The 22,626-nt window shown below is 72.5% G+C and carries 34 protein-coding genes; 2 read left to right on the top strand and 32 right to left on the bottom strand.

The features are described 5' to 3' along the window. Position 1: 1 nt before the first annotated feature. From AC2TDM_RS04245 to rpsJ, 31 genes are all read right to left on the bottom strand, one after another. Entirely contained in the window at positions 2-751 is a 750-nt protein-coding gene (locus AC2TDM_RS04245; protein WP_484635909.1) for a helix-turn-helix domain-containing protein, read from the bottom strand. A gap of 159 nt (positions 752-910) precedes the next feature. Continuing rightward, positions 911-1,519: a 50S ribosomal protein L17 gene (gene rplQ / locus AC2TDM_RS04240; RefSeq protein ID WP_090031960.1), complete on the bottom strand. Its 609-nt coding sequence runs from the start codon at positions 1,517-1,519 to the stop codon at positions 911-913. An 86-nt stretch (positions 1,520-1,605) separates the two neighbouring features. After that, entirely contained in the window at positions 1,606-2,619 is a 1,014-nt protein-coding gene (locus tag AC2TDM_RS04235) for a DNA-directed RNA polymerase subunit alpha (protein WP_090031958.1), read from the bottom strand. A 162-nt stretch (positions 2,620-2,781) separates the two neighbouring features. Further along, on the bottom strand, positions 2,782-3,183 hold the full coding sequence (gene rpsK / locus AC2TDM_RS04230) for a 30S ribosomal protein S11 (RefSeq protein WP_090031956.1): 402 nt from the start codon (positions 3,181-3,183) through the stop codon (positions 2,782-2,784). Between the two features lie 83 nt (positions 3,184-3,266). After that, complete coding sequence (gene rpsM / locus AC2TDM_RS04225; RefSeq protein ID WP_090031954.1) at positions 3,267-3,647, bottom strand: 30S ribosomal protein S13; 381 nt, start codon at positions 3,645-3,647, stop codon at positions 3,267-3,269. 220 nt (positions 3,648-3,867) lie between these two features. Continuing rightward, positions 3,868-3,981: a 50S ribosomal protein L36 gene (rpmJ, locus tag AC2TDM_RS04220; protein ID WP_013117849.1), complete on the bottom strand. Its 114-nt coding sequence runs from the start codon at positions 3,979-3,981 to the stop codon at positions 3,868-3,870. Between the two features lie 68 nt (positions 3,982-4,049). Next, positions 4,050-4,271 (bottom strand): translation initiation factor IF-1, encoded by a 222-nt coding sequence (infA, locus tag AC2TDM_RS04215; RefSeq protein ID WP_090031952.1) that lies wholly within the window; start codon positions 4,269-4,271, stop codon positions 4,050-4,052. A 278-nt stretch (positions 4,272-4,549) separates the two neighbouring features. Then, positions 4,550-5,389: a type I methionyl aminopeptidase gene (map, locus tag AC2TDM_RS04210; RefSeq protein WP_090031951.1), complete on the bottom strand. Its 840-nt coding sequence runs from the start codon at positions 5,387-5,389 to the stop codon at positions 4,550-4,552. Positions 5,390-5,408: 19 nt separating this feature from the next. Continuing rightward, a complete protein-coding gene (locus AC2TDM_RS04205) occupies positions 5,409-5,987 on the bottom strand; it encodes an adenylate kinase (protein WP_090031950.1) in 579 nt (192 codons plus the stop codon). Then, positions 5,984-7,285, bottom strand: coding sequence for a preprotein translocase subunit SecY (secY, locus tag AC2TDM_RS04200; protein ID WP_090031948.1), 1,302 nt, complete (start codon positions 7,283-7,285; stop codon positions 5,984-5,986). The genes AC2TDM_RS04205 and secY overlap by 4 nt, the downstream gene beginning before the upstream one ends. Positions 7,286-7,470: 185 nt before the next feature. Further along, positions 7,471-7,968, bottom strand: a complete 498-nt coding sequence (gene rplO, locus AC2TDM_RS04195; RefSeq protein WP_090031946.1) for a 50S ribosomal protein L15 — start codon at positions 7,966-7,968, stop codon at positions 7,471-7,473. A 2-nt stretch (positions 7,969-7,970) separates the two neighbouring features. Further along, positions 7,971-8,153, bottom strand: coding sequence for a 50S ribosomal protein L30 (gene rpmD / locus AC2TDM_RS04190; RefSeq protein WP_090031944.1), 183 nt, complete (start codon positions 8,151-8,153; stop codon positions 7,971-7,973). Next, complete coding sequence (gene rpsE / locus AC2TDM_RS04185) at positions 8,153-8,806, bottom strand: 30S ribosomal protein S5 (protein WP_090031942.1); 654 nt, start codon at positions 8,804-8,806, stop codon at positions 8,153-8,155. The genes rpmD and rpsE overlap by 1 nt, the downstream gene beginning before the upstream one ends. A 46-nt stretch (positions 8,807-8,852) precedes the next feature. Next, the gene (gene rplR / locus AC2TDM_RS04180; RefSeq protein ID WP_090031940.1) at positions 8,853-9,224 is read right to left on the bottom strand and encodes a 50S ribosomal protein L18; all 372 of its coding nucleotides are present in this window, start codon (positions 9,222-9,224) and stop codon (positions 8,853-8,855) included. A gap of 3 nt (positions 9,225-9,227) precedes the next feature. Beyond that, positions 9,228-9,767: a 50S ribosomal protein L6 gene (gene rplF, locus AC2TDM_RS04175; protein WP_090031937.1), complete on the bottom strand. Its 540-nt coding sequence runs from the start codon at positions 9,765-9,767 to the stop codon at positions 9,228-9,230. Between the two features lie 24 nt (positions 9,768-9,791). Continuing rightward, entirely contained in the window at positions 9,792-10,190 is a 399-nt protein-coding gene (rpsH, locus tag AC2TDM_RS04170; protein WP_090031935.1) for a 30S ribosomal protein S8, read from the bottom strand. 107 nt (positions 10,191-10,297) lie between these two features. Beyond that, the gene (locus AC2TDM_RS04165; RefSeq protein ID WP_090031933.1) at positions 10,298-10,483 is read right to left on the bottom strand and encodes a type Z 30S ribosomal protein S14; all 186 of its coding nucleotides are present in this window, start codon (positions 10,481-10,483) and stop codon (positions 10,298-10,300) included. 2 nt (positions 10,484-10,485) lie between these two features. Then, on the bottom strand, positions 10,486-11,058 hold the full coding sequence (rplE, locus tag AC2TDM_RS04160) for a 50S ribosomal protein L5 (RefSeq protein WP_090031931.1): 573 nt from the start codon (positions 11,056-11,058) through the stop codon (positions 10,486-10,488). Beyond that, complete coding sequence (gene rplX / locus AC2TDM_RS04155; protein WP_090031929.1) at positions 11,058-11,399, bottom strand: 50S ribosomal protein L24; 342 nt, start codon at positions 11,397-11,399, stop codon at positions 11,058-11,060. The genes rplE and rplX overlap by 1 nt, the downstream gene beginning before the upstream one ends. A gap of 2 nt (positions 11,400-11,401) precedes the next feature. After that, positions 11,402-11,770: a 50S ribosomal protein L14 gene (rplN, locus tag AC2TDM_RS04150; RefSeq protein ID WP_090031927.1), complete on the bottom strand. Its 369-nt coding sequence runs from the start codon at positions 11,768-11,770 to the stop codon at positions 11,402-11,404. A gap of 241 nt (positions 11,771-12,011) precedes the next feature. Then, positions 12,012-12,308, bottom strand: coding sequence for a 30S ribosomal protein S17 (rpsQ, locus tag AC2TDM_RS04145; protein ID WP_090031924.1), 297 nt, complete (start codon positions 12,306-12,308; stop codon positions 12,012-12,014). Positions 12,309-12,315: 7 nt separating this feature from the next. Continuing rightward, positions 12,316-12,555, bottom strand: coding sequence for a 50S ribosomal protein L29 (gene rpmC, locus AC2TDM_RS04140; protein WP_090031922.1), 240 nt, complete (start codon positions 12,553-12,555; stop codon positions 12,316-12,318). Continuing rightward, a complete protein-coding gene (rplP, locus tag AC2TDM_RS04135; protein WP_013882863.1) occupies positions 12,555-12,971 on the bottom strand; it encodes a 50S ribosomal protein L16 in 417 nt (138 codons plus the stop codon). Before rplP ends, rpmC begins: the two co-directional genes overlap by 1 nt. A 3-nt stretch (positions 12,972-12,974) precedes the next feature. Continuing rightward, entirely contained in the window at positions 12,975-13,808 is an 834-nt protein-coding gene (rpsC, locus tag AC2TDM_RS04130; protein ID WP_484635908.1) for a 30S ribosomal protein S3, read from the bottom strand. Further along, complete coding sequence (rplV, locus tag AC2TDM_RS04125; protein WP_484635907.1) at positions 13,808-14,197, bottom strand: 50S ribosomal protein L22; 390 nt, start codon at positions 14,195-14,197, stop codon at positions 13,808-13,810. Before rplV ends, rpsC begins: the two co-directional genes overlap by 1 nt. Positions 14,198-14,246: 49 nt before the next feature. After that, positions 14,247-14,528, bottom strand: a complete 282-nt coding sequence (gene rpsS, locus AC2TDM_RS04120) for a 30S ribosomal protein S19 (protein WP_090031916.1) — start codon at positions 14,526-14,528, stop codon at positions 14,247-14,249. 11 nt (positions 14,529-14,539) lie between these two features. After that, positions 14,540-15,376: a 50S ribosomal protein L2 gene (gene rplB / locus AC2TDM_RS04115; RefSeq protein WP_090031914.1), complete on the bottom strand. Its 837-nt coding sequence runs from the start codon at positions 15,374-15,376 to the stop codon at positions 14,540-14,542. A 26-nt stretch (positions 15,377-15,402) separates the two neighbouring features. Then, positions 15,403-15,705 carry a 50S ribosomal protein L23 gene (gene rplW / locus AC2TDM_RS04110; RefSeq protein WP_090031913.1) on the bottom strand — a complete coding sequence of 101 codons (303 nt, stop codon included), beginning with the start codon at positions 15,703-15,705 and terminating at the stop codon, positions 15,403-15,405. After that, positions 15,702-16,379 (bottom strand): 50S ribosomal protein L4, encoded by a 678-nt coding sequence (rplD, locus tag AC2TDM_RS04105; RefSeq protein WP_090031911.1) that lies wholly within the window; start codon positions 16,377-16,379, stop codon positions 15,702-15,704. The genes rplW and rplD overlap by 4 nt, the downstream gene beginning before the upstream one ends. A 5-nt stretch (positions 16,380-16,384) precedes the next feature. Then, on the bottom strand, positions 16,385-17,044 hold the full coding sequence (gene rplC, locus AC2TDM_RS04100; protein ID WP_484635906.1) for a 50S ribosomal protein L3: 660 nt from the start codon (positions 17,042-17,044) through the stop codon (positions 16,385-16,387). Between the two features lie 22 nt (positions 17,045-17,066). Beyond that, a complete protein-coding gene (gene rpsJ, locus AC2TDM_RS04095) occupies positions 17,067-17,375 on the bottom strand; it encodes a 30S ribosomal protein S10 (RefSeq protein WP_013117879.1) in 309 nt (102 codons plus the stop codon). A 453-nt stretch (positions 17,376-17,828) separates the two neighbouring features. Between rpsJ and AC2TDM_RS04090 the strand changes: the two genes are divergently transcribed. Together AC2TDM_RS04090 and AC2TDM_RS04085 are read left to right on the top strand one after the other, a co-directional pair. Continuing rightward, positions 17,829-18,236 carry a DUF485 domain-containing protein gene (locus AC2TDM_RS04090; protein ID WP_484635905.1) on the top strand — a complete coding sequence of 136 codons (408 nt, stop codon included), beginning with the start codon at positions 17,829-17,831 and terminating at the stop codon, positions 18,234-18,236. Further along, positions 18,236-19,819, top strand: a complete 1,584-nt coding sequence (locus AC2TDM_RS04085; RefSeq protein WP_484635904.1) for a solute symporter family protein — start codon at positions 18,236-18,238, stop codon at positions 19,817-19,819. The genes AC2TDM_RS04090 and AC2TDM_RS04085 overlap by 1 nt, the downstream gene beginning before the upstream one ends. Positions 19,820-19,950: 131 nt before the next feature. Here the strand turns inward: AC2TDM_RS04085 and AC2TDM_RS04080 are convergent, their stop codons facing one another. After that, complete coding sequence (locus AC2TDM_RS04080) at positions 19,951-22,596, bottom strand: ATP-dependent RNA helicase (protein WP_484635903.1); 2,646 nt, start codon at positions 22,594-22,596, stop codon at positions 19,951-19,953. Between the last annotated feature and the right edge of the window lie 30 nt (positions 22,597-22,626).

The raw sequence follows: 22,626 nt of genomic DNA, 5'->3' as shown, positions 1-22,626 counted from the left end.
CTCAGGATGCCGTGCCCGGGGTCCGGATGCCGCGCAGGTACACCGTCCGCGCGCGGTCCACCGCCGCGGGCACCGCGGCGGCCGGCAGGCTCTCGACGAGGGCCACGACCATGAGGAACAGCGTGAGCAGGTCCTCCCGCGTGACGTCGGCGGCCACCGTGCCCTCCTCCTGGGCGCGCCGCAGGGGCTCGGACAGCAGGTCCAGCGTGCGCTCACCCACCTCGGCGAGCTGCACGAGCCCCTCCGGCGTCGCGCGGATCACCGTCAGGAGCCCCGGCAGGTCCTGCTGGAACCCCGTCAGGGCCGTCACCGCCGCCTCGAGGCGCGCCCCCCAGGTCCCCGGCGGCAGCGCGCGCGGCGCGGCGGTCCCGTCCTCGCGGGACAGGGCGGCGGTCGCCGCCGCCACGTCCCCCGGCTCGTCCCGCGCACCGCCCCCAGCGCCGCCCCCCGCGCCGTCGGCAGCGCCGTCGGCAGCGCCGTCGGCAGCGCCGTCGGCAGCGCCGTCGGCAGCCTCGTCCTCACCCGCGGCGGCCGCCTGCACGATGACGGCGACCTCGTCGAGCCGGCGGTCGTCGACGGCGCGCACGAGCGCCTGCCGGTCGGGGAAGTGGCGGTACAGGGTGCCGCGGCCCACCCCCGCGCGGTCGGCGACCCGACCGAGGGCGACACCCGTCCCGTGGGCGCGGAACTCCTCCTCGGCGGCGAGGAGGAGGAGCTCGCGGTTGCGCAGCGCGTCGCGTCGTCGGGACACGTCAGGGACCGTAGGCGGACGGTCGCGACCGGCGCCATCCCCCGGCACCCGCCTCACCCGTCGGCCGACGGCGGTCACCCGACCGGGTCCGCGCCCCGGACGCACGCAGGGCCCGGGGCGTGCGCCCCGGGCCCTGCGTAGTGGTCCGACCGGTCTCGGTCAGGCCTTCGTCGTGCCCGCGTCGTCGGCCGGCTGCGCCGCGTCCTCGGCGGCCGCCAGCTCGGTCTCCGTCGCCTCCGCGGGGGCCGCCGTCGCGTCGTCCGCCGTCGCGCCGGAGTCCGCGGTCGCAGCGTCGTCCGTCACGACCTCCTCGACGGGGGCGTCCGCCGGCTCGGCGGCCGGGGCGGCGGCGGGCGCGGCCTTGGCGGCGGCACGGGTCGCCTCGCGGACGACGCCCTGCTTGGCCGACAGCGGCTCCAGCACGAGCTCGATGACCGCCATGGGGGCGTTGTCGCCCTTGCGCGGGCCGATCTTCGTGATGCGCGTGTAGCCGCCCTGGCGCTCGGCGACCGCCGGCGCGATCTCGGTGAAGAGCTCGTGCACGACGCCCTTGTCCCGCACGACCGTCATGACGCGGCGACGCGCGTGCAGGTCGCCGCGCTTGGCGAACGTGATGAGGCGCTCGGCCAGCGGACGCACGCGCTTGGCCTTCGTCTCGGTGGTCGTGATGCGGCGGTGGGCGAAGAGCTGGGTCGCGAGGTTCGCGAGGATCAGCCGCTCGTGGGCCGGTCCGCCACCGAGGCGGGCGCCCTTGGTGGGCTGAGGCATGGTCGTTGCTCCTTGGGTTCTGGTGTTCTGCGTCCCGCGCCCCGGGACCGAGCGGCAGGCTCAGCCCCGGTCGCGGTCCCCGGTGGTCAGTACTGCTCGTCCTCGGTGAAGTCCACCTCGTCGTCGCCGTAGTACGCGGCGGCCGCGGTGGGGTCGAAGTCGAGCGGGCTGTCCTTGAGCGAGAGACCGAGCTCGCCGAGCTTCTCCTTGACCTCGGTGATCGACTTCGCACCGAAGTTGCGGATGTCCAGCAGGTCGGCCTCGGACCGGGCCACCAGCTCACCCACGGTGTGGATGCCCTCGCGCTTGAGGCAGTTGTAGGACCGGATGGTCAGCGTCAGGTCCTCGATCGGCAGCGCCAGGTCCGCGGCCAGGGCCGCGTCCGTCGGCGACGGGCCGATCTCGATGCCCTCGGCCTCGACGTTGAGCTCGCGCGCCAGGCCGAACAGCTCGACGAGCGTCTTGCCGGCGGAGGCGAGGGCGTCGCGCGGCGTGATGGCCGGCTTGGTCTCCACGTCGACGACGAGCTTGTCGAAGTCGGTGCGCTGCTCGACACGCGTGGCCTCGACCTTGTAGGTCACCTTGAGGACCGGCGAGTAGATGGAGTCGACCGGGATGCGGCCGATCTCGGCGTCGAACGACTTGTTCTGGTTGGCGGACACGTAGCCACGGCCGCGCTCGACCGTCAGCTCGATCTCGAGCTTGCCCTTGTCGCCGAGGGTGGCCAGGTGCAGGTCGTGGTTGTGCACCTCGACGCCCGCGGGCGGCACGATGTCGGCCGCGGTGACCTTGCCGGCGCCCTGCTTGCGCAGGTACATGACGACGGGCTCGTCGTTCTCGGAGGAGACGACCAGGTTCTTGATGTTGAGGATGATCTCGGTGACGTCCTCGGTGACCCCGGGGATCGTCGAGAACTCGTGGAGCACGCCGTCGATCCGGATCGACGTCACCGCCGCGCCCGGGATGGACGACAGCAGGGTCCGGCGCAGCGAGTTGCCGAGCGTGTAGCCGAAGCCCGGCTCCAGCGGCTCGATGGAGAACCGCGAGCGGTGCTCCGAGATGACCTCTTCGGTCAGGGTGGGGCGCTGTGCGATCAGCACGGTGGAGATCCTCTCAGCGGGCGTCCGCCATATGACGCCGCGCAGTACCACGGGGCCGGCCCGGTCTCGGTCCACCGGGCCGGTGGACAGCAGGTGGCACCGCGCCGGTGCACGGACCCCTGATGGGGCCCGCGCACCGGACGCGGTGCCGTGGTCGGTGCGTCAGACGCGGCGGCGCTTCGGCGGGCGGCAGCCGTTGTGCGCCTGGGGCGTGACGTCCTGGATCGAGCCCACCTCGAGGCCGGTGGCCTGCAGCGAGCGGATCGCGGTCTCGCGGCCGGAGCCCGGACCCTTGACGAAGACGTCGACCTTCCGCATGCCGTGCTCCTGCGCACGGCGCGCGGCGGCCTCCGCGGCCAGCTGGGCGGCGAACGGGGTGCTCTTGCGGGAGCCCTTGAAGCCGACCTGGCCGGACGAGGCGGAGGCGATCACCGCACCCGACGGGTCCGTGATGGAGATGATCGTGTTGTTGAACGTGCTCTTGATGTGCGCCTGGCCGTGGGAGACGTTCTTCTTCTCCTTGCGGCGCGGCTTGCGCACGGCGGTGCGGGACTTGGGAGGCATTCGCTTCTCTCTTCGGGCTCAGCTGGACGAGGGCGCGCGTCGCGCGCGTGCCGGCACGCGGGTCGGGGACCCGCGCGGGCGGGCTACTTGCGCCCGGCCTTCTTCTTGCCGGCGACGGTGCGCTTCGGGCCCTTGCGGGTGCGCGCGTTGGTCTTGGTGCGCTGACCGCGCACCGGCAGGCCGCGACGGTGCCGCAGGCCCTCGTAGGTGCCGATCTCCACCTTGCGGCGGATGTCGGCGGCGACCTCGCGGCGCAGGTCGCCCTCGAGCTTGTAGCTGCCCTCGAGGTGGTCGCGGAGCGCGACCAGCTCGGCCTCACCGAGGTCCTTGACGCGGACGTCGCCGCTGATCCCGGTGGCCGCGAGCGTCTCGGCCGCACGCGTGCGCCCGACGCCGAAGATGTAGGTGAGCGCGATCTCGAGCCGCTTCTCGCGGGGGAGGTCGACGCCGATGAGACGTGCCATGTGCAGGGAACTCCTGGAACTGCGCGGAGGTCTTCCGCACCGCCGTCCCGCGGTCCGCGGGCCCCGGCCTCCGACCGGGGGTGCACCGGCGCGCACCCGCGCGCAGGCGGGGCGGCACCGGTGAGGCGATGCGCTGGCCGGCCCTCGCGGGCCGGGTCTGACGTGCTGCGACGACGGCGCGTGCCCCGTCAGGGCCGCGACCGTCGGGCGGCGCCGGGGATCAGCCCTGGCGCTGCTTGTGCCGCAGGTTCTCGCAGATGACCTGGACGCGGCCGTGGCGACGGATCACCTTGCACTTGTCGCAGATCTTCTTGACGCTGGGCTTGACCTTCATGGCGGTTCGTCCTTCGCCGCCGTGACGCCCCGCGAGGGCGGGGCAGACGGCGTTCTCGTCGTGGTGGGTTACTTGTAGCGGTAGACGATGCGCCCGCGGGACAGGTCGTACGGGCTCAGCTCGACCACGACCCGGTCCTCGGGGAGGATCCGGATGTAGTGCTGGCGCATCTTGCCCGAGATGTGGGCGAGCACCTTGTGGCCGTTGGCCAGCTCCACGCGGAACATCGCGTTCGGCAGTGCCTCGACCACAGCGCCCTCGATCTCGATGACACCGTCCTTCTTCGCCATGTCCTCCGCTAACTCTGTGACGACTCCTGGTCCGCGCACCGCGACGGCCCCCGCAGGTGCGGTGGCTGGACGGTCCGAGGAGGGTGGTGCCCAACCCGGTGCCGGACCGACATGGCCCGACGACCGGACGGCGGGGCCCGGCCCGTGCGGGAGGCGCCGGCACGGGGCCGACCGTCCTCCCGGACGCACGCAGGGCGCACGCACCCGACGGACCATCGTACGGCACGATGGCACGAGCGCGAAACGGGTCGGCAGGACCCGCCCCGGAGCCGGGACCGTCAGAGCGGGACGACCCGGACGCCGAGCGCCGCGAGCCGGTCCGCTCCCCCGTCGCGGGCCGTGAGCACCCACACGCCGCCGGGCAGCAGCGCCACCGTGTGCTCCCAGTGCACCGCGCGGGAGCCGTCCTCGGTCACGACCGTCCACTCGTCGTCGAGCGTCCGCGTGTACCGGGCGCCCCGCACGAGCATCGGCTCGATGGCCAGGCACATGCCCGGGCGCAGGCGCGGCCCCTTGTCACGGGCCCGGTAGTTGAGCACGTCCGGCGGCTGGTGCATGGCGCGCCCGATGCCGTGCCCGACGTACTCCTCGACGATCCCGTAGGGCTGCCCGCCGTTGCGGCCGGCCGTCGCGGCCAGCTCGACGACCGTCTCGACGGCCTCGCCGACGGCGCCGAGCCGCTCACCGCCGGCCAGCGCCGCGATGCCCGCCCAGAGCGCGTCCTCCCCGGTGGCCACCAGCTCGGCGTCGGCCGGGTCGGCCGTTCCGACGACCCGCGTCCGTGCGGCGTCCCCGTGCCACCCCTCGACGACGGCCCCGCAGTCGACGCTGAGCACGTCGCCCTCGGCCAGCACGCGCGGACCGGGGATGCCGTGCACGACCTCGTCGTTGACCGACACGCAGATCGTCGCCGGGTAGTCGAGGTACCCGAGGAACGACGGCGTCGCGCCCGTCGCCGCGATGACCTCGGCGGCGACGGCGTCCAGCTCGGCGGTCGTCACGCCCGGTGCGGCGTGCGCCAGCACCGCGTCCAGCGCGTCGGCGACGACGAGGCCGGCGCGACGCATGAGGCGCACCTCGTCGGGCGTCTTCAGCTCGATCTTCTCGCGGCCGAACACCTGCGGTCCGTCCCCGCCGTCAGCCGGCGAGCGTGCCGATCGCGCCCAGCAGGCGCCCCGTCACCTCGTCGACCTCGCCGATGCCGTCCACCTGGACCAGCGCCCCGCGCTCGGCGTAGACGCCGGCCACGGGTGCTGTCTGCTCCGCGTAGACCGCGAGGCGGTGCCGCACGACGTCCTCGGTGTCGTCCTCGCGGCCCTCGATCTGCGCGCGCTGCAGCAGCCGCGCCACGACGACGTCCGCGTTCGCGGTGATCTCGACCGCGAGGTCCAGCGTGCGGCCGGTCGCGGCGAGGATCTCGTCGAGCTCGCGCACCTGGGCCACGTTGCGCGGGTAGCCGTCGAGGAGGAAGCCCTCGCGCGCGTCGTCCTCGCCCAGGCGGTCGCGCACCATGGCGTTCGTGACCTCGTCCGGCACCAGCTCGCCGCGGGCCGTGTAGGCCTGGGCGGTGCGGCCCAGCTCCGTGCCGCCCTTGATGTTCGCGCGGAAGATGTCGCCGGTGGAGATGGCCGGGACGCCCAGCCGCTCGGCGAGGCGAGCCGCCTGGGTGCCCTTGCCCGCGCCGGGCGGGCCGAGGAGGACGAGGCGAGCGCTCATCGGAGGAACCCTTCGTAGTGCCGCTGCTCGAGCTGGGACTGGATCTGCTTCACGGTCTCCAGGCCCACCCCGACGATGATGAGGATGGACGAGCCGCCGAACGGGATCGTGGCGGCGTTGATCCCCAGGAGGATGAACACGACCGTCGGGATCAGCGCGACCGCCGCGAGGTACAGCGACCCCGGCGCGGTGATGCGCGTGATCACGTAGTCGAGGTACTCGGCCGTCGGACGACCCGCACGGATGCCGGGGATGAAGCCGCCGTAGCGCTTCATGTTGTCGGCGACCTCGTCGGGGTTGAACGTGATCGCCGTGTAGAAGTAGCAGAAGAAGATGATGAGCAGCACGTACAGCGCGATGTGCAGCCCCGCGTCGGAGGGCGCGAGGTTCAGGCTGACCCACTGCACCCAGCCCGACGTCTGGTCCCCGAACTGCGCCGCGAGCGTCGGGATCTGCAGCAGCGACGAGGCGAAGATGATCGGGATGACGCCCGACATGTTCAGCTTGATGGGGATGTAGGTGCTCGACCCGCCGTACATGCGCCGGCCGACCATGCGCTTGGCGTACTGCACCGGGATGCGGCGCTGGCTCTGCTCGACGAAGACGACCAGCGCGATCACCAGGACGATGACGGCCAGCACGATGATGAACTTGCCGATGCCGCCGGCGCCGCCGGCGATGGACCACATCGCCGTGGGGAACGTCGCCGCGATCGAGGTGAAGATCAGCAGGGACATGCCGTTGCCGATGCCGCGCTCCGTGATGAGCTCGCCGAGCCACATGATGAGGCCGGTGCCCGCGGTCATCGTGATGACCATGACGAGCAGCGTCACGACGCTGGAGTCCGGGATGACGTCGAGCGTGCAGCCGGCGAAGAGCTGGCCGCTGCGCGCCACGGTGATGATCGTCGTCGACTGCAGCACCGCCAGCGCGATCGTCAGGTACCGCGTGTACTGCGTGAGCTTCGCGGTGCCGGACTGCCCCTCCTTGTGCAGCTCCTCGAAGCGCGGGATCACCACGCGCAGCAGCTGGATGATGATGCTCGCCGTGATGTACGGCATGATCCCCAGCGCGAAGACCGACAGCTGCAGCAGCGCACCGCCGCTGAAGAGGTTGACCAGCCCGAGCAGGCTGGAGTCGTTGCCCACCTGGTCGATGCAGGCCTGGACGTTCGGGTAGGACACGCCCGGCGTCGGCAGGAACGAGCCGACGCGGAACACGACCATGATGCCGATCGTGAAGAGCAGCTTGCGCCGCAGGTCGGGCGTGCGGAACGCCCTCGCGAATGCGCTGAGCACCAGTCCTCCTGAGCCGCCGGGGCGGCGTGTCGTGCAGCCGGTCCCCCGGCCGGGTCGCTCTCGCGGCGGGCCAACGGCGCTGCGAGTCCGGGGGGAACCCTAACCGATGCCCCCCGGGACGCCGGACGGGGCCGGTGGGATGCGAGCTCCCACCGGCCCCGTCCGGTCCTGCTGTGTCGTGCGGGTCAGCCCTGCTGGGCGACGCTGCCGCCGGCGGCGGTGATCTTCTCGATCGCCGTGGCGGAGTAGGCGTCCACGGTGACCACGAGGGGCACCGTCACCTCGCCCGTGCCGAGCACCTTGACCGGCTGGCCCTTGCGGACCGCGCCCTTGGCCACGAGGCCCTCGATCGTGACCTCGCCGCCCTGCGGGTACAGGGCCGACAGGCGGTCGAGGTTGACGACCTGGTACTCGGTGCGGAACGGGTTCTTGAACCCGCGGAGCTTGGGCAGCCGCATGTGCAGCGGCATCTGCCCGCCCTCGAAGGCACCGGGCACCTGGTAGCGCGCCTTGGTGCCCTTGGTGCCACGCCCGGCGGTCTTGCCCTTGGACGCCTCACCGCGGCCGACGCGCGTCTTGGGGGTCTTGGCCCCCGGCGCCGGACGCAGGTGGTGCACCTTCAGCGTGCCGCCGGCCGACGGGGTGCGCCCCGCCGCCTGCTCGGCCTTCTTCTCGTCAGCCATGGTCAGTCGACCTCCTCGACCGCGACGAGGTGCGTCACGGTCTGGACCATGCCGCGGATCTCGGGGCGGTCCTCCTTGACGACGACGTCGCCGATCCGCTTCAGGCCCAGCGTGCGCAGGGTGTCGCGCTGGTTCTGCTTGCCGCCGATGGCGGACTTCTTCTGCGTGACCTTCAGACGAGCCATCAGGCACCCACCTTCTCGGCGCTCTTCGCGGCGATGCCGGCGGCCTGGGCCCGCAGCAGCGGGGCCGGGACGACGTCCTCGAGCGCGAGGCCACGACGCGCCGCCACGGCGGCCGGCTCCTCGAGGCCGCGCAGGGCCTCGACCGTCGCGTGCACGATGTTGATCGAGTTCGACGAGCCGAGCGACTTGCTCAGCACGTCGTGGATGCCGGCGCACTCCAGCACCGCGCGGACCGGACCACCGGCGATCACGCCGGTACCCGGCGAGGCGGGGCGCAGGAAGACGACGCCCGCGGCGGCCTCACCCTGGACGGGGTGCGGGATGGTGCCCTGGATGCGGGGGACGCGGAAGAAGTTCTTCTTCGCCTCCTCGACACCCTTGGCGATCGCCGCGGGCACCTCCTTGGCCTTGCCGTAGCCGACACCCACGGTCCCGTCGCCGTCGCCGACCACGACGAGCGCGGTGAAGCTGAAGCGACGGCCGCCCTTGACGACCTTGGCGACGCGGTTGATCGTCACGACGCGCTCGAGGAACGCGCTCTTCTCGGCGTCGTTGCGCCCGCCGCGGCCGCCGTCACGGCCGCCGCGGTCGTTGCCGCCGGCGCCGGTCCCGGCGCCGCCGGCGCCGGTGTTGCTGCGCTGAGGAGCAGCCATCAGATGAACCTCTTCTTCACGTTCGAGGACAGATGCGTCGACGCGCTCACAGGGCCAGACCGCCCTCGCGAGCGCCGTCGGCCACCGCGGCCACACGACCGTGGTACTTGTTCCCGCCACGGTCGAAGACGACCGCGTCGATGCCGGCGGCCTTGGCGCGCTCGGCGACGAGGGCGCCGACCCGCCGGGCCTTGCCCGTCTTGTCCTCGGTGGCGACCCGCAGGTCGGCCTCGAGGGTCGAGGCGGAGGCCAGCGTGCGTCCGATCGCGTCGTCCACGACCTGCGCCGTGATGTGCCGGGCGGACCGGGTGACGACCAGGCGCGGCCGCGCGGCGGAGCCGACGACCTTCTTGCGCAGCCGGAGGTGGCGGCGCTGCCGGGAGATGGACTTGCCCTTGCCCTTGATGGTGATGGCCATGGCCTACTTGCCCGCCTTTCCGACCTTGCGGCGCACGTTCTCGCCCGCGTAGCGCACGCCCTTGCCCTTGTAGGGCTCGGGCTTGCGGATCTTGCGGATGTTCGCGGCGACCTCGCCCACCTGCTGCTTGTCGATGCCCTGCACCGAGAACCGCGTCGGCGCCTCGACCGCGAAGGTGATGCCCTCCGGCGGCGTGACGACGACCGGGTGCGAGAAGCCGAGGGCGAACTCGAGGTCCGTGCCCTTCGCCTGCACGCGGTACCCGGTGCCGACGATCTCGAGCTTCTTCGTGTAGCCCTCCGTGACCCCGGTGACGAGGTTCGCGAGGAGGGTCCGGGTCAGGCCGTGCAGCGACTTCGCGAGCCGCTCGTCGTCGGGACGCGTGACGACCAGCGTGCCGTCCTCGCCCCGCTCGACCTGGAGAGGTGCGGGCACCGTGTGCGTGAGCTGCCCCTTGGGGCCCTTCACGGTCACCTGCGGACCGTCGATGCTGATGTCGACACCCGCCGGCACCGCGACGGGGATCCTGCCGATTCGAGACATGGCTGTTCTCCTTCCGTCCCGGGCTTACCAGACGTAGGCGAGGACTTCCCCACCCACGCCCTTCTTGGCGGCCTGCTTGTCCGTCAGGAGGCCCGAGGACGTGGACAGGATGGCCACGCCCAGGCCGCCGAGGACCTTCGGCAGGTTGGTCGACTTGGCGTACACGCGCAGGCCCGGCTTGGACACGCGCTTGACGCCGGCGAGCGCACGCTCGCGGTGGGGGCCGTACTTCAGGGTCACCGTCAGGTTCTTGCCGACGGTGGCGTCCTCGACGCTCCAGCCGGCGATGTAGCCCTCGGCCTGGAGGATCTCGGCGATGTGCGACTTCAGCTTCGAGTACGGGATCGTCACCGTGTCGTGGTGCGCGGAGTTCGCGTTCCGGATCCGCGTGAGGAAGTCGGCGATCGGGTCGGTCATGGTCATGCGGGGGCCTCAGCCCTCTCTCGCCGGGGTATCCGCCCGGCGCCGGACGCCGCAGCCGGGGCTGCGGCGCCTGACGCCGGCACGGACCTACCGACGCTCGTGGGGTGTTACCAGGAGCTCTTGGTGACGCCGGGCAGCTCGCCGCGGTGCGCCATGTCGCGCACGCAGATCCGGCACAGGCCGAACTTGCGGTACACGGAGTGCGGGCGGCCGCAGCGCTGGCAGCGGGTGTAGGCGCGGACGGCGAACTTCTGCTTGCCCGCGGCCTTGTTGATCAGGGCGGTCTTGGCCATGCTCAGTTCTCCTTGAACGGGAAGCCGAGGAGCTTGAGGAACGCGCGGCCCTCGTCGTCCGTCGTCGCGGTGGTGACGACCGTGATGTCCATGCCGCGGACGCGGTCGATCTTGTCCTGGTCGATCTCGTGGAACACGGACTGCTCCACGAGGCCGAAGGTGTAGTTGCCGTGGCCGTCGAACTGCTGCGGCGACAGGCCGCGGAAGTCGCGGATGCGCGGCAGAGCCGTCGACAGCAGGCGGTCCAGGAACTCCCACGCACGGTCGCCGCGCAGCGTGACGTGCGCGCCGATCGGCATGCCCTCGCGGAGCTTGAACTGCGCGATGGACTTGCGGGCCTTCGTGACCTGCGGCTTCTGGCCGGTGATGAGCGTGAGGTCGCGGATGGCGCCCTCGATGAGCTTGGAGTCCTTCGCGGCCTCGCCCACGCCCATGTTCACGACGACCTTGACCAGGCGCGCGACCTGGTTCACGTTCTCGTGGCCGAACTGCTGGTGGAGAGCCTGACGGATCTCCGAGTTGTAGCGCGTCTTGAGGCGCGGCAGGGCCGGGGCCTCGACGGTGGTCTGCGACATCAGACGTCCTTCCCGGAGCGCTTGGCCACGCGGACCCGGACGGTGCGGGTGCGACCGTCGCGCTCGACCTGCTCGGTGCGGTACCCGACGCGGGTGCCCTTCTTCGTCTCCGGGTCGACCAGCATCACGTTGGAGATGTGGATCGGCGCCTCGACCGTCTCGATGCCACCCGTGCGCGTCCCGCGCGACGTCTGGCCGGCCTTGACGTGCTTCTGCACGCGCTGCACGCCCTCGACGACGACGCGCTGCGTCTCCGGGAGGACCTCGAGGACACGACCCTGCTTCTTCTTGTCGCGACCCGAGATGACGACGACGAGGTCGCCCTTCTTGATCTTCGCCATGGTCAGAGCACCTCCGGCGCCAGCGAGATGATCCGCATGAACTTCTTGTCGCGCAGCTCGCGGCCGACGGGGCCGAAGATGCGCGTGCCGCGCGGCTCCCCGTCGTTCTTGAGGATCACGGCGGCGTTCTCGTCGAACTTGATGTACGAGCCGTCCGGACGGCGGCGCTCCTTGCGGGTGCGCACGACGACCGCCTTGACGACGTCGCCCTTCTTCACGTTGCCGCCGGGGATGGCGTCCTTCACGGTGGCGACGATGACGTCGCCGATGCCCGCGTACCGGCGACCGGAGCCGCCGAGGACACGGATGCAGAGGATCTCCTTGGCACCCGTGTTGTCGGCGACACGCAGTCGCGACTCCTGCTGGATCATTGCTGCTCCTGTCGTCCGACGGGTTCTGCGGACCGATCGCACGGGTGCGCGCGGGCCGAGCCTGGTCGGACGTCGTTGCCGTCATGCACACGACGCGCGGGCGGCAGCGCCGGCACCCGCTGGTGCCGTCCGTGTGCTGCCGCCCGCGCCCGTGGGCAACTGGGTGTGCTTGCGTGAAACGCAAACCGCCCGATCGTACACGACCGGGCGGCCTGCGGTCACCTCCCCTGGTGGGGAGAGGTCACTTCGCCTTCTCGATGACCTCGACCACGCGCCACCGCTTGGTGGCGGACAGCGGCCGGGTCTCCATGATGAGGACGAGGTCCCCGACGCCGGCCGTGTTGACCTCGTCGTGGGCCTTGACCTTGCTCGTCCGCCGCAGCACCTTGCCGTAGAGCGGGTGCTTGACCCGGTCCTCGACCTCGACCACGACGGTCTTGTCCATCTTGTCCGACACGACGTAGCCGCGGCGGGTCTTGCGGTAAGGACGGTGCTCGGCGACGGGCGTGCCGCCGGCCGTCTCGTTCTCGGTCGTCATGTCAGCCTCACTCGCTCACGCTGGGGGCGGTCCGGATGCCGAGCTCGCGCTCGCGCAGGATCGTGTAGATCCGCGCGATGTCGCGACGCACGGCCTTGAGCCGCCCGTGGCTCTCGAGCTGGCCGGTCGCCGACTGGAAGCGGAGGTTGAACAGCTCCTCCTTGGCCTTCTTCAGCTCGGCGACCAGCTTCTCGTCGTCGAACCCGTCCAGCTCCGTGGGAGCCAGGTCCTTGGTTCCGATGACCATCAGTTACCACCCTCGCGGACCACGAAACGGGTCTTCATCGGGAGCTTGTGCTGCGCGCGGCGCATGGCCTCGCGCGCCAGGGGCTCCGGGACGCCGGCCAGCTCGAACATGACGCGGCCGGGCTTGACGTTGGCGATCCACCACTCGGGCGAGCCCTTGCCGGAGCCCATGCGGGTCTCGGCGGGCTTCTTCGTGAGGGGACGGTCCGGGTAGATGTTGATCCAGACCTTCCCACCACGCTTGATGTGGCGGGTCATGGCGATACGGGCGGCCTCGATCTGCCGGTTCGTGACGTAGGCGGGCTCGAGGGCCTGGATGCCGTACTCGCCGAACGAGATCGCGGTGCCACCCGTGGCGGCGCCGGAGCGCCCGGGGTGGTGCTGCTTGCGGTGCTTCAGCCGCCGGGGGATCAGCACGGCTCAGGCCTCCCTTCCGGTCTCGGTCGCCGGCGCCGCGGGGGCGGAGTCGGCGGGCGCGGCCTCGGGGGCGTCCGTGCGCTCGCGACGCAGGGCACCCGTGCGGGGGCCGCGGTCGCCGCCGCGCTCGGGACGGTCGCCCCGGGGGCCACGCGCCTGGCGCGGAGCCTGCGTGGCCTGCTGGGCCGCGAACTCGCGCTCGGTCATGTCGCCCTTGTAGACCCAGACCTTCACGCCGATGCGGCCGAAGGTCGTGCGGGCCTCGAAGAAGCCGTAGTCGATGTTCGCGCGCAGCGTGTGCAGCGGCACGCGCCCCTCGCGGTAGAACTCCGTGCGGCTCATCTCCGCACCGCCGAGGCGGCCGGAGACCTGCACCCGGACGCCCTTGGCGCCGGCGCGCTGCGCCGACTGGATGCCCTTGCGCATGGCGCGACGGAAGGACACGCGGCTGGCGAGCTGCTCCGCGATGCCCTGGGCGACGAGCTGGGCCTCGATCTCGGCGTTCTTGACCTCGAGGATGTTCAGCTGCACCTGCTTGCCGGTGAGCTTCTCGAGCTCCCCGCGGATGCGGTCGGCCTCGGCGCCGCGGCGGCCGATGACGATGCCCGGGCGCGCCGTGTGGATGTCCACGCGGACGCGGTCACGGGTGCGCTCGATCTCGACCTTGGCGATGCCGGCGCGCTCCAGGCCCGTGCTCATGAGCTTGCGGATCTGGACGTCCTCGCGGACGTAGTCGCGGTACCGCTGCCCGGCCTTGGTCGAGTCGGCGAACCAGCGCGACCGGTGGTCGGTGGTGATGCCCAGGCGGTACCCGAGCGGGTTGACCTTCTGTCCCACTAGCGGGTCCCTCCCTTGGTGGTGGCCTTCGCACCGGCCGACTCGCGCGTGGCGACGACGACGGTGATGTGGCTCGTGCGCTTGAGGATCCGGCCGGCACGCCCCTGGGCGCGCGGACGGAACCGCTTCATGGTCGGGCCCTCGTCGACGAACGCCTCGGCGACGTAGAGCGCGCTCTCGTCGAACCGCTCGTTGTCGCGCGCGGCGGTCTGCCGGGCGTTGGCGATCGCGGACTCGACCACCTTGAGGACGGTCTCCCCCGCGGCCTGCGGCGCGAACTTCAGCGTCGCGACGGCCTCGCCGGCCCCCTTGCCACGGACGAGGTCCACGACGCGCCGGGCCTTCTGGGGCGTGACGCGGACGAACCGCGCCTTCGCCTTGGCTTCCATTGCTGTCCTGCCTTCTGTCTCTGCCGTCAGGCGTCGCTGCTGACCGGGGTCAGCGGCGACGGCCCTTCCGGTCGTCCTTCTCGTGGCCGCGGAACGTCCGCGTGGGGGCGAACTCGCCGAGCTTGTGGCCGACCATCGCCTCGGTGACGAACACCGGCGTGTGCTTGCGGCCGTCGTGCACCGCGAAGGTGTGGCCGAGGAAGTCCGGCGTGATGACCGAGCGGCGCGACCACGTCTTGATGACGTTCTTGCCGCCCGTCTCGTTCTGGACGTCGACCTTCTTCTGGAGGTGGCCGTCGACGAACGGCCCCTTCTTCAGGCTGCGTGGCATCTGCGGACTCCTCAGCGCTTCTTGCCGGTGCGCCGACGACGCACGATGAGCTTGTCGCTCGGCTTGTTCGGACGGCGGGTGCGACCCTCCGGCTGGCCCCAGGGGCTCACCGGGTGACGACCACCGGAGGTCTTGCCCTCACCACCACCGTGCGGGTGGTCGATCGGGTTCATGGCGACACCACGGACGGTCGGGCGCTTGCCCTTCCAGCGCATGCGGCCGGCCTTGCCCCAGTTGATGTTCGACTGCTCGGCGTTGCCGACCTCGCCGACGGTCGCGCGGCAGCGCGCGTCGACGTTGCGGATCTCACCGGAGGGCATGCGCAGCTGCGCGTAGGGCCCATCCTTGGCCACGAGCTGCACCGAGGTGCCGGCCGAGCGGGCGATCTTCGCGCCGCCTCCGGGCCGCAGCTCGATCGCGTGGATGACCGTACCGGTGGGGATGTTGCGCAGCGGCAGGTTGTTGCCGGGCTTGATGTCCGCCCCGGCACCGGCCTCGACGCGGTCGCCCTGGCCGAGCTTGTTCGGCGCGATGATGTAGCGCTTCTCGCCGTCCGCGTAGTGCAGGAGCGCGATGCGCGCCGTGCGGTTGGGGTCGTACTCGATGTGCGCGACCGTGGCCGGCACGCCGTCCTTGTCGTGGCGACGGAAGTCGATGACGCGGTAGGCGCGCTTGTGGCCGCCACCCTTGTGCCGGGTGGTGATGCGGCCGGTCGAGTTGCGACCACCGGACTTGCTCAGCGGGCGGACGAGCGACTTCTCCGGCTGCGAGCGCGTGATCTCGACGAAGTCGGCGACCGACGAGCCACGGCGGCCCGGCGTCGTCGGCTTGTACTTACGGATTCCCATGGGGACCTGTCCTCACTCTGCTCTGGTCAGCCGACCGGACCGCCGAAGATGTCGATCGAGCCCTCGCGGAGGGTGACGATCGCACGCTTCGTGTCCTTGCGACGGCCGATGCCGAACCGGGTACGCCGGGCCTTGCCCTGGCGGTTCGCCGTGTTGACCGAGTCGACCTTGACGCCGAACACCCGCTCGACGGCGATCTTGATCTCGGTCTTGTTGGCCCGCGGGTCGACGAGGAACGTGTACTTGCCCTCGTCGAGCAGCGCGTAGCTCTTCTCGGAGACGACCGGCGCGATCAGGATGTCGCGCGGGTCCTTGCCGACGGTGGTCACGCGGAGGCCTCCTCGGTGGACGCGGCGCCGGCGACGGACGAGGTCGGGCCCGCGAGGAACGCGTCGAGCGCGCCCTGGGTGAACACGACGTCGTCCGAGACGAGCACGTCGTACGTGTTGAGCTGGTCCGCGACGAGCAGGTGGACCCGCTCGACGTTGCGCAGCGACTTCCAGGTCGTCTCGTCCTGGCGCTCGACGACGACGAGCACGTGGCGGCGCGGGGACAGCGTCTCCAGCACCTTCACCGCGGCCTTCGTCGAGGGGGCCTCACCGATGCCGAAGCCGGTGACGACGTGCACGCGGCCGGCCCGGGCGCGGTCCGAGAGGGCACCGCGGAGCGCCGCGGCCTTCATCTTCTTCGGGGTCCGCTGGCTGTAGTCGCGCGGCTGCGGGCCGTGGACCGTGCCACCGCCGGCGAACTGCGGGGCGCGGGTCGAGCCCTGGCGGGCACGACCGGTGCCCTTCTGCTTGTACGGCTTCTTGCCGCCACCGCGGACCTCGCCACGCGTCTTGGTGGCGTGCGTCCCCTGCCGCGCCGCGGCGAGCTGCGCGACGACGACCTGGTGGATCAGCGGGATGTTGGTCTGCACGTCGAAGACGTCGGCGGGGAGCTCGGCTTGCCCGGCCGTGGCACCCGCGGCGTCCAGGACGTCGACGGTCAGCGTGTCGCTCATGCGTCTCACGCGCCCTTCACTGCGGAACGCACGAGCACGACGCCGTTCTTCGGGCCGGGGACGGCGCCCTTGACGAGCACCAGGCCCTTCTCGACGTCGACCGCGTGCACGGTCAGGTTCTGGGTGGTCTGACGGGCGACGCCCATCCGACCGGCCATGCGCATGCCCTTGAAGACGCGCGACGGGGTGGACGCCCCGCCGATCGAGCCGGGCTTGCGGTGGTTGCGGTGCGCACCGTGGGAGGCGCCCACGCCGGAGAAGCCGTGACGCTTCATGACACCGGCGGTGCCCTTGCCCTTGGTGGTCCCGACGACGTCGACCTTCGCGCCGGCCTCGAGCACCGAGGCGGTGATCTCCTGGCCGAGCGAGTAGGTGGCGGCGTCGGACGTGCGGATCTCGACCACGTGCCGGCGGGGGGTGACCCCGGCCTTCTCGAAGTGGCCCTTGAGCGGCTTGGTGACCTTGCGGGGGTCGATCTGGCCGGAGGCCAGCTGGACCGCCGCGTAGCCGTCGGCCTCAGCGGTGCGCACCTGGGTCACGACGTTCGGCCCGACCGCCAGCACGGTGACGGGGACGAGACGGCCGTCGGCGTCCCACACCTGCGTCATGCCGAGCTTCGTGCCGAGCAGCGCCGTGACGGGGCGCGCGTTCTGCTGGGTAACCATGAGGATCAGTTCCTTCCCAGCGTCAGAGCTTGATCTCGATGTTCACGTCCGCCGGCAGGTCGAGACGCATGAGCGAGTCGACGGCCTTCGGCGTGGGGTCGATGATGTCGATCAGCCGCTTGTGCGTGCGCATCTCGAAGTGCTCGCGGCTGTCCTTGTACTTGTGGGGCGACCGGATGACGCAGAAGACGTTCTTCTCCGTCGGCAGCGGCACCGGACCCACGACCGACGCACCAGCGCGGGTCACCGTGTCGACGATCTTGCGCGCCGAGCTATCGATGACCTCGTGGTCGTAGGACTTGAGCCGGATGCGGATCTTCTGTCCCGCCATGGCGTCGTCTACTTCTCTCTCTCGTACCGGTCCGTCCGACCCCCGCGCTCGGGCGTGTCGCGTCGTGCGACGCACCCCAGCACGGCGTCCCGTCCCCGAGGGGCCGGTACGAGGTCGGTGGTTGCGATCGGGCCCTCACCACCGGGGGTGACCCCGGGGTCCGGCGGACCCTCCACGTGTGCACAGCCCGGACGGCCGGAGCGCCAGGACAGCAGGAGGACCAGGAGAACCGGTCCTTCCCGTGCCAGGGCGCGCCTCCACCAGCGGGCAACCCCGACAGTCTGCCAGACGGAACCGGCGATGGCCAATCCCGCCGGGTGCCGACACCGGCGCGACCGCAGGCCGGCGGCGGCGCCGTGACCCGGGCCACGCGGGGGGGCCAAGACTCTTGACGTCGAGAATCCTCGTCCGCGATCCTCGCCCCTACCTGCGTACCGACGAAGGAGTCGCCGTATGTCGTCCGTGGACGAGACCGAGAGCCATCTCCCGCCGCGGCACGCGCCGCTGCCGGACCTCGACGGCGGCGGCCGTCGAGACGACCACCGCACCCCCTCCCCCGACGAGTTCGTCCGGGTGCAGGACTCCGAGGAGTTCGGCGAGCTCCGCTCGACCTTCCGACGGTTCGCCTTTCCCATGACGGCCGCGTTCCTGGCCTGGTACCTGCTGTACGTCCTGCTGAGCACCTACGCGACCGACCTCATGTCGACGCCGGTGCTGGGCTCCGTGAACCTCGGCCTGCTCCTCGGCCTGGGTCAGTTCGCCTCCACGTTCCTCATCACCTACCTGTACGTCCGGCACGCGAACCGCCGGCTGGACCCGTCCGCCGAGCGCCTGCGGCACGAGCTCGAGGGGGACCTCTGATGGACGTCGGCAACCCGATCCTCAACATCGCCATCTTCCTCGTCTTCGTCGTCGTCACCCTGGCCATCGTCATCCGGGTGGCGCGCGGCCCGAAGCAGGCCGGCGACTTCTACCACGGCGGTCGCTCGTTCAGCGGGCGCCAGAACGGCATCGCCATCGCCGGCGACTACCTGTCGGCGGCGTCGTTCCTCGGCATCGTGGGCGCCGTCGCCCTCTACGGCTACGACGGCCTGCTGTACTCCATCGGGTTCCTCGTGGCGTGGCTCGTGGCGCTCCTGCTCGTCGCGGAGCCCCTGCGCAACACGGGCAAGTACACGATGGCCGACGTGCTGTCGTTCCGGATGCGGCAGCGGCCCGTCCGCACGGCGGCGGCGATCTCGACCCTCGCGGTGTCGTTCTTCTACCTCCTGGCGCAGATGGCCGGCGCCGGGGGGCTCGTCGCGCTGCTCCTGGGCGTCGACGACAAGCTCGGGCAGTCGCTGACGATCGCGGTCGTGGGCGCGCTGATGATCGTCTACGTCCTCGTCGGCGGGATGAAGGGCACGACCTGGGTGCAGATCATCAAGGCGGTCCTGCTCATCGTGGGCGCCGGTGCCATGACGGTCTGGGTCCTCGTGCTCAACGGGGGCAGCCTGTCCGCGCTGCTGGACCGGGCCGTGGCGGTGCACCCCGACGGGGACCGCGTGCTCGAACCCATGCTGCAGTACGGCGCGAGCGACACGACCAAGCTCGGCTTCATCTCCCTCGCGATCGCCCTCGTGTTCGGCGCCGCAGGCCTGCCGCACGTGCTCATGCGCTTCTACACCGTGCCGACGGCGCGGGAGGCACGCCGCTCGGTCACCTGGGCCATCGGCCTCATCGGCGCGTTCTACCTGTTCACGCTGATCCTGGGCTTCGGCGCCGCGTACCTGGTCGGGCACGACGAGATCCTGGCGGCCCCGGGCGGCGCGAACTCGGCCGCACCCGCGCTGGCGTACGAGCTGGGCGGCACCCTGCTGCTCGGCGTCATCGCGGCCGTCGCCTTCGCCACCATCCTCGCCGTCGTCGCCGGCCTGACGATCACCGCGGCCGCGTCGTTCGCGCACGACGTCTACAACGGCGTCATCAAGCGCGGGCAGGCCGACCCCGAGCAGGAGGTCAAGGTGGCGCGGAGGACCGCCGTGGTGGTGGGGGCGGTGTCGATCGTCGGCGGCGTGCTGGCCAACGGGCAGAACGTCGCGTTCCTGGTCTCGTTGGCCTTCGCCATCGCGGCCAGCGCCAACCTGCCGTCGATCCTGTACTCGCTGTACTGGCGGCGGTTCAACACCCGCGGCTCCCTGTGGAGCATCTACGGCGGGCTGGGGTCCGCCCTCGTGCTCATCGTCTTCTCACCGGTGGTCACCGGGTCGGAGACCGCGATGATCCCGGGCGTGGACATCTCGTGGTTCCCCCTGTCCAACCCGGCCCTGGTCTCCGTGCCGCTCGGCTTCTTCCTCGGCTGGCTGGGCAGCGTGACCTCGCCGGAGCACGACGCCCTGAAGTCCGCCGAGATGGAGGTCCGCTCCATGACGGGCGCGGGCGCCGAGAAGGCCGTCGTGCACTGACGGCACCACCGCCAGCACCCCGGCGCCCCGTCGACCCCGTGGTCGACGGGGCGTCGTCGTGCCGCGTCGTCGGACCGCGTCGCCGGACCACGCCGTCGGGCCGCGTCGTCGGACCGCGTCGTCGGACCGCGTCACCGGCGCCGCTGGACCCCGCGCACGGGTGCGGCGGTCGTCGGGTCCTCCGGCCACGCGTGCCTCGGGTACCGGCGCCGCAGCTCCCCGCGCACCTGCGCGTACCCGGAGCGCCAGAACGACTCGAGGTCCGCGGTGACGGCGGCCGGACGCCCCGCCGGCGACAGCAGGTGCAGCACCAGCGGCACCCGGCCGTCGACGACCCGCGGCGCGGTCCGCCAGCCGAAGGTCTCCTGGAGCCGGACGGGAAGCGCCGGCGGGTCGGCGGCGTAGTCGACGCGCACCGACGTTCCGCTGGGCACGGTCACCCGCTCTGGGGCCAGCTCGTCGAGCCGGGCCGCCTCGGGCCACGGCAGCAGCCGGCGGAGCGCCGCCGCGACGTCGATCCGCGCGAGGTCCTCACCGGTCCGCACGCGGTCCAGGTCCGGGCCGAGCCAGCGGTCGAGGTCGGCGGTCAGCGCCGCGTCGTCGACCGGCGGCCACGGGGCGCCGAGGTGGCGGTGCAGCAGGTCCAGGCGGCGGCGCAGCGCGGTGGCACCCTCTCCCCAGCGCAGCACCCCCAGCCCCGACCGCGCCAGGCCGTCCCGCACCGCCGCCCGCACCCGCTCCGGGTCCGGTCGCGGCAGGCGCTCGCCGCGCAGCTCGATCGCGCCCAGCCGCTGCACGCGGCGGGCCACGACACGGCCGCCGACCCAGGCCACGACGTCCTCCTCGACGAGCAGCGGCGCCGCCGCCAGCAGGGCGGTGGCGGCATCGGTCGGGACGGCGGACCGCACGAGCGCGTCACGCCGCCCCGGCGTCCAGACCGCCTCGGCGACCGCGAGCCACGGCAACCCCTGCAGGGCGGACCCCGGCGGCAGCACCGCGCCGGTGCCGGAGGTCAGCAGGTACGCGTTCCCGTCCTCCCGGCGCCGGGCGATGCGGTCGGGGTGCGCCAGGGCCACGACGAGGGCCACCGCGGCGTCGTCGCCGAGCACACGGGTGCCAGGCACAGAGGTGCCAGGCACGCTGGTGCCGGGCACGCTGGTGCCGGGCACAGGGGTGCCGGTCGCGGCGGCCCCGGGCCCGGGGGGTCCACCGGTGCCGATGACCGCCCCGATCGTGGACGAGGTGCGTGCTCGCACCGCCCGCTGCAGGCCCTCGGCCCGTCGGCGCCAGGACGCCGCGGCAGGCCCACCACGTCGAAGCGACCGCAGCGCCGCGACGAGGTCGCCGTCCGGTGCGCGCACCTCGTCGGACAGCAGCGCCGCCACCTCGGCCGCCCGGCGCGGCCCCAGCTCCCCCACCGCGTCGAGGAGCGCCCGCGCCACGCGCGGATCCGCCGGCACCTCGGCGACCGCGCGCCCCCGGTCCGTGACGACGCCTGCCGCGTCGACCGCGCCGATGCCGTGCAGCACCGCCTCCGCCGCCGCGACCGCGCCCGCGGGCGGCTCGTCGAGCAGCGCGAGCCCCGCCGCGCGCGGGGCGCCCCAGCACGCGGCCTCGAGGAGGAAGCCGACGAGGTCGGCCGTGCGGATCTCGGGCTCGGGGTGCGCCGGCCGGCGTGCGTGCTCGCCCGGCGTCCAGCACCGGTGCACCACCCCCGGTCCCTCGCGCCCCGCACGGCCTGCCCGCTGGTCCGCGCCGGCCCGGCTGACCCCCACCGTCACCAGGCCCGCCAGTCCCCGTGCGTGGTCCGTGCGGGGCCGCCGCTCCAGCCCGCCGTCCACCACCACGCGCACGCCCGGCACGGTCAGCGACGACTCCGCCACCGCCGTGGCGACGACGATCCGCCGACGCGGGCCGGGGCGCAGCGCGAGGTCCTGGTCTGCGACCGAGAGCCGGCCGTGCAGCGGCCGCACGTCCACGGCGGCCCCGCCGTCCCCGGCCCGCGCCCGGACCCGGTCGACGACGGCGTCGACCTCCGCGGCCCCCGGCACGAACACGAGCCCGTCACCCGTCGCGCCGGAGCAGGCAAGGACGGCCGTCGCCGCCACGTGGTCGAGGAACCCCGCCGTCACGCCGCGCTCGTCGAGCGCCACGACCCGCGGCGGCGGGGGCGCCCACACCTCCTCGACCGGATGCAGGGCGCCCGGCACCGTGACGACCGGCGCGGGGCCGCCGGCGGCACCGAGCACCGCCGCCGTCCGCGCGGCCTCGACCGTGGCCGACATGGCGACGAGCGCGAGGTCGGGGCGCAGGTGCGCGCGCACGTCGACGAGCAGCGCGAGCGCCAGGTCGCCGTCGAGGTGCCGCTCGTGCACCTCGTCGAGCACGACCGCCGCGACCCCCGGCAGCTCGGGGTCCCGCTGCAGGCGGCGCAGGAGCACACCCGTGGTGACGACCTCGACGCGGGTGGCAGGGCCCACGCGACGGTCGTCGCGCACCGTGTACCCGGCCGTGCTGCCGACCGGCTCCCCCACCAGCTCCGCGAGCCGACGGGCGGCGGCCCGCGCGGCGATGCGACGCGGCTGCGTGACCAGCACCCGTCCGCCCAGGGCCACGGCGAGGGCGGGCGGCACGAGCGTGGTCTTGCCGCTGCCCGGCGGCGCCTGCGCGACCGCCGTGCCGTGCGACCGGACGGCGTCGACGACCGCGCCGAGCCCTGCGGCCACCGGCAGCACGGAGGGACGTGCCAGGAGCGCGACGAGCGGGTCGGGGGGCACCCGAGCAGTCTGCCCCGGTGGCACCGCCGC

It is taken from the genome of Cellulomonas sp. plas2 (assembly GCF_057221735.1).
Note: the sequence above shows the minus strand (reverse complement) of the source record. Positions and strands in the feature narration are given on the sequence as shown.

What these genes read in the sequence shown, in the direction of transcription:
- rplF (WP_090031937.1), bottom strand. Translation starts at nt 9,767, where the DNA reads ATGTCTCGAATCGGCAGGATCCCCGTCGCGGTGCCGGCGGGTGTCGAC.
- rplO (WP_090031946.1), bottom strand. Translation starts at nt 7,968, where the DNA reads ATGGCTGACGAGAAGAAGGCCGAGCAGGCGGCGGGGCGCACCCCGTCG.
- rpsQ (WP_090031924.1), bottom strand. Translation starts at nt 12,308, where the DNA reads ATGACGACCGAGAACGAGACGGCCGGCGGCACGCCCGTCGCCGAGCAC.
- rpmD (WP_090031944.1), bottom strand. Translation starts at nt 8,153, where the DNA reads ATGGCTCGTCTGAAGGTCACGCAGAAGAAGTCCGCCATCGGCGGCAAG.
- rpsJ (WP_013117879.1), bottom strand. Translation starts at nt 17,375, where the DNA reads ATGGCGGGACAGAAGATCCGCATCCGGCTCAAGTCCTACGACCACGAG.
- rpsE (WP_090031942.1), bottom strand. Translation starts at nt 8,806, where the DNA reads ATGGCTGCTCCTCAGCGCAGCAACACCGGCGCCGGCGGCGCCGGGACC.
- rpsM (WP_090031954.1), bottom strand. Translation starts at nt 3,647, where the DNA reads ATGGCACGTCTCATCGGCGTCGACCTCCCCCGCGAGAAGCGGCTCGAG.
- rplX (WP_090031929.1), bottom strand. Translation starts at nt 11,399, where the DNA reads ATGGCGAAGATCAAGAAGGGCGACCTCGTCGTCGTCATCTCGGGTCGC.
- rplB (WP_090031914.1), bottom strand. Translation starts at nt 15,376, where the DNA reads ATGGGAATCCGTAAGTACAAGCCGACGACGCCGGGCCGCCGTGGCTCG.
- rpsH (WP_090031935.1), bottom strand. Translation starts at nt 10,190, where the DNA reads ATGACCATGACCGACCCGATCGCCGACTTCCTCACGCGGATCCGGAAC.
- AC2TDM_RS04205 (WP_090031950.1), bottom strand. Translation starts at nt 5,987, where the DNA reads ATGAGCGCTCGCCTCGTCCTCCTCGGCCCGCCCGGCGCGGGCAAGGGC.
- rpmC (WP_090031922.1), bottom strand. Translation starts at nt 12,555, where the DNA reads ATGGTCATCGGAACCAAGGACCTGGCTCCCACGGAGCTGGACGGGTTC.
- rpsS (WP_090031916.1), bottom strand. Translation starts at nt 14,528, where the DNA reads ATGCCACGCAGCCTGAAGAAGGGGCCGTTCGTCGACGGCCACCTCCAG.
- rplV (WP_484635907.1), bottom strand. Translation starts at nt 14,197, where the DNA reads ATGGAAGCCAAGGCGAAGGCGCGGTTCGTCCGCGTCACGCCCCAGAAG.
- rplQ (WP_090031960.1), bottom strand. Translation starts at nt 1,519, where the DNA reads ATGCCTCAGCCCACCAAGGGCGCCCGCCTCGGTGGCGGACCGGCCCAC.
- AC2TDM_RS04090 (WP_484635905.1), top strand. Translation starts at nt 17,829, where the DNA reads ATGTCGTCCGTGGACGAGACCGAGAGCCATCTCCCGCCGCGGCACGCG.
- rpmJ (WP_013117849.1), bottom strand. Translation starts at nt 3,981, where the DNA reads ATGAAGGTCAAGCCCAGCGTCAAGAAGATCTGCGACAAGTGCAAGGTG.
- rpsK (WP_090031956.1), bottom strand. Translation starts at nt 3,183, where the DNA reads ATGCCTCCCAAGTCCCGCACCGCCGTGCGCAAGCCGCGCCGCAAGGAG.
- rplC (WP_484635906.1), bottom strand. Translation starts at nt 17,044, where the DNA reads ATGGTTACCCAGCAGAACGCGCGCCCCGTCACGGCGCTGCTCGGCACG.
- AC2TDM_RS04085 (WP_484635904.1), top strand. Translation starts at nt 18,236, where the DNA reads ATGGACGTCGGCAACCCGATCCTCAACATCGCCATCTTCCTCGTCTTC.
- rplE (WP_090031931.1), bottom strand. Translation starts at nt 11,058, where the DNA reads ATGTCGCAGACCACCGTCGAGGCCCCGGCCCTGCCGCGCCTCAAGACG.
- AC2TDM_RS04165 (WP_090031933.1), bottom strand. Translation starts at nt 10,483, where the DNA reads ATGGCCAAGACCGCCCTGATCAACAAGGCCGCGGGCAAGCAGAAGTTC.
- rplD (WP_090031911.1), bottom strand. Translation starts at nt 16,379, where the DNA reads ATGAGCGACACGCTGACCGTCGACGTCCTGGACGCCGCGGGTGCCACG.
- rplN (WP_090031927.1), bottom strand. Translation starts at nt 11,770, where the DNA reads ATGATCCAGCAGGAGTCGCGACTGCGTGTCGCCGACAACACGGGTGCC.
- infA (WP_090031952.1), bottom strand. Translation starts at nt 4,271, where the DNA reads ATGGCGAAGAAGGACGGTGTCATCGAGATCGAGGGCGCTGTGGTCGAG.
- rplR (WP_090031940.1), bottom strand. Translation starts at nt 9,224, where the DNA reads ATGGCCATCACCATCAAGGGCAAGGGCAAGTCCATCTCCCGGCAGCGC.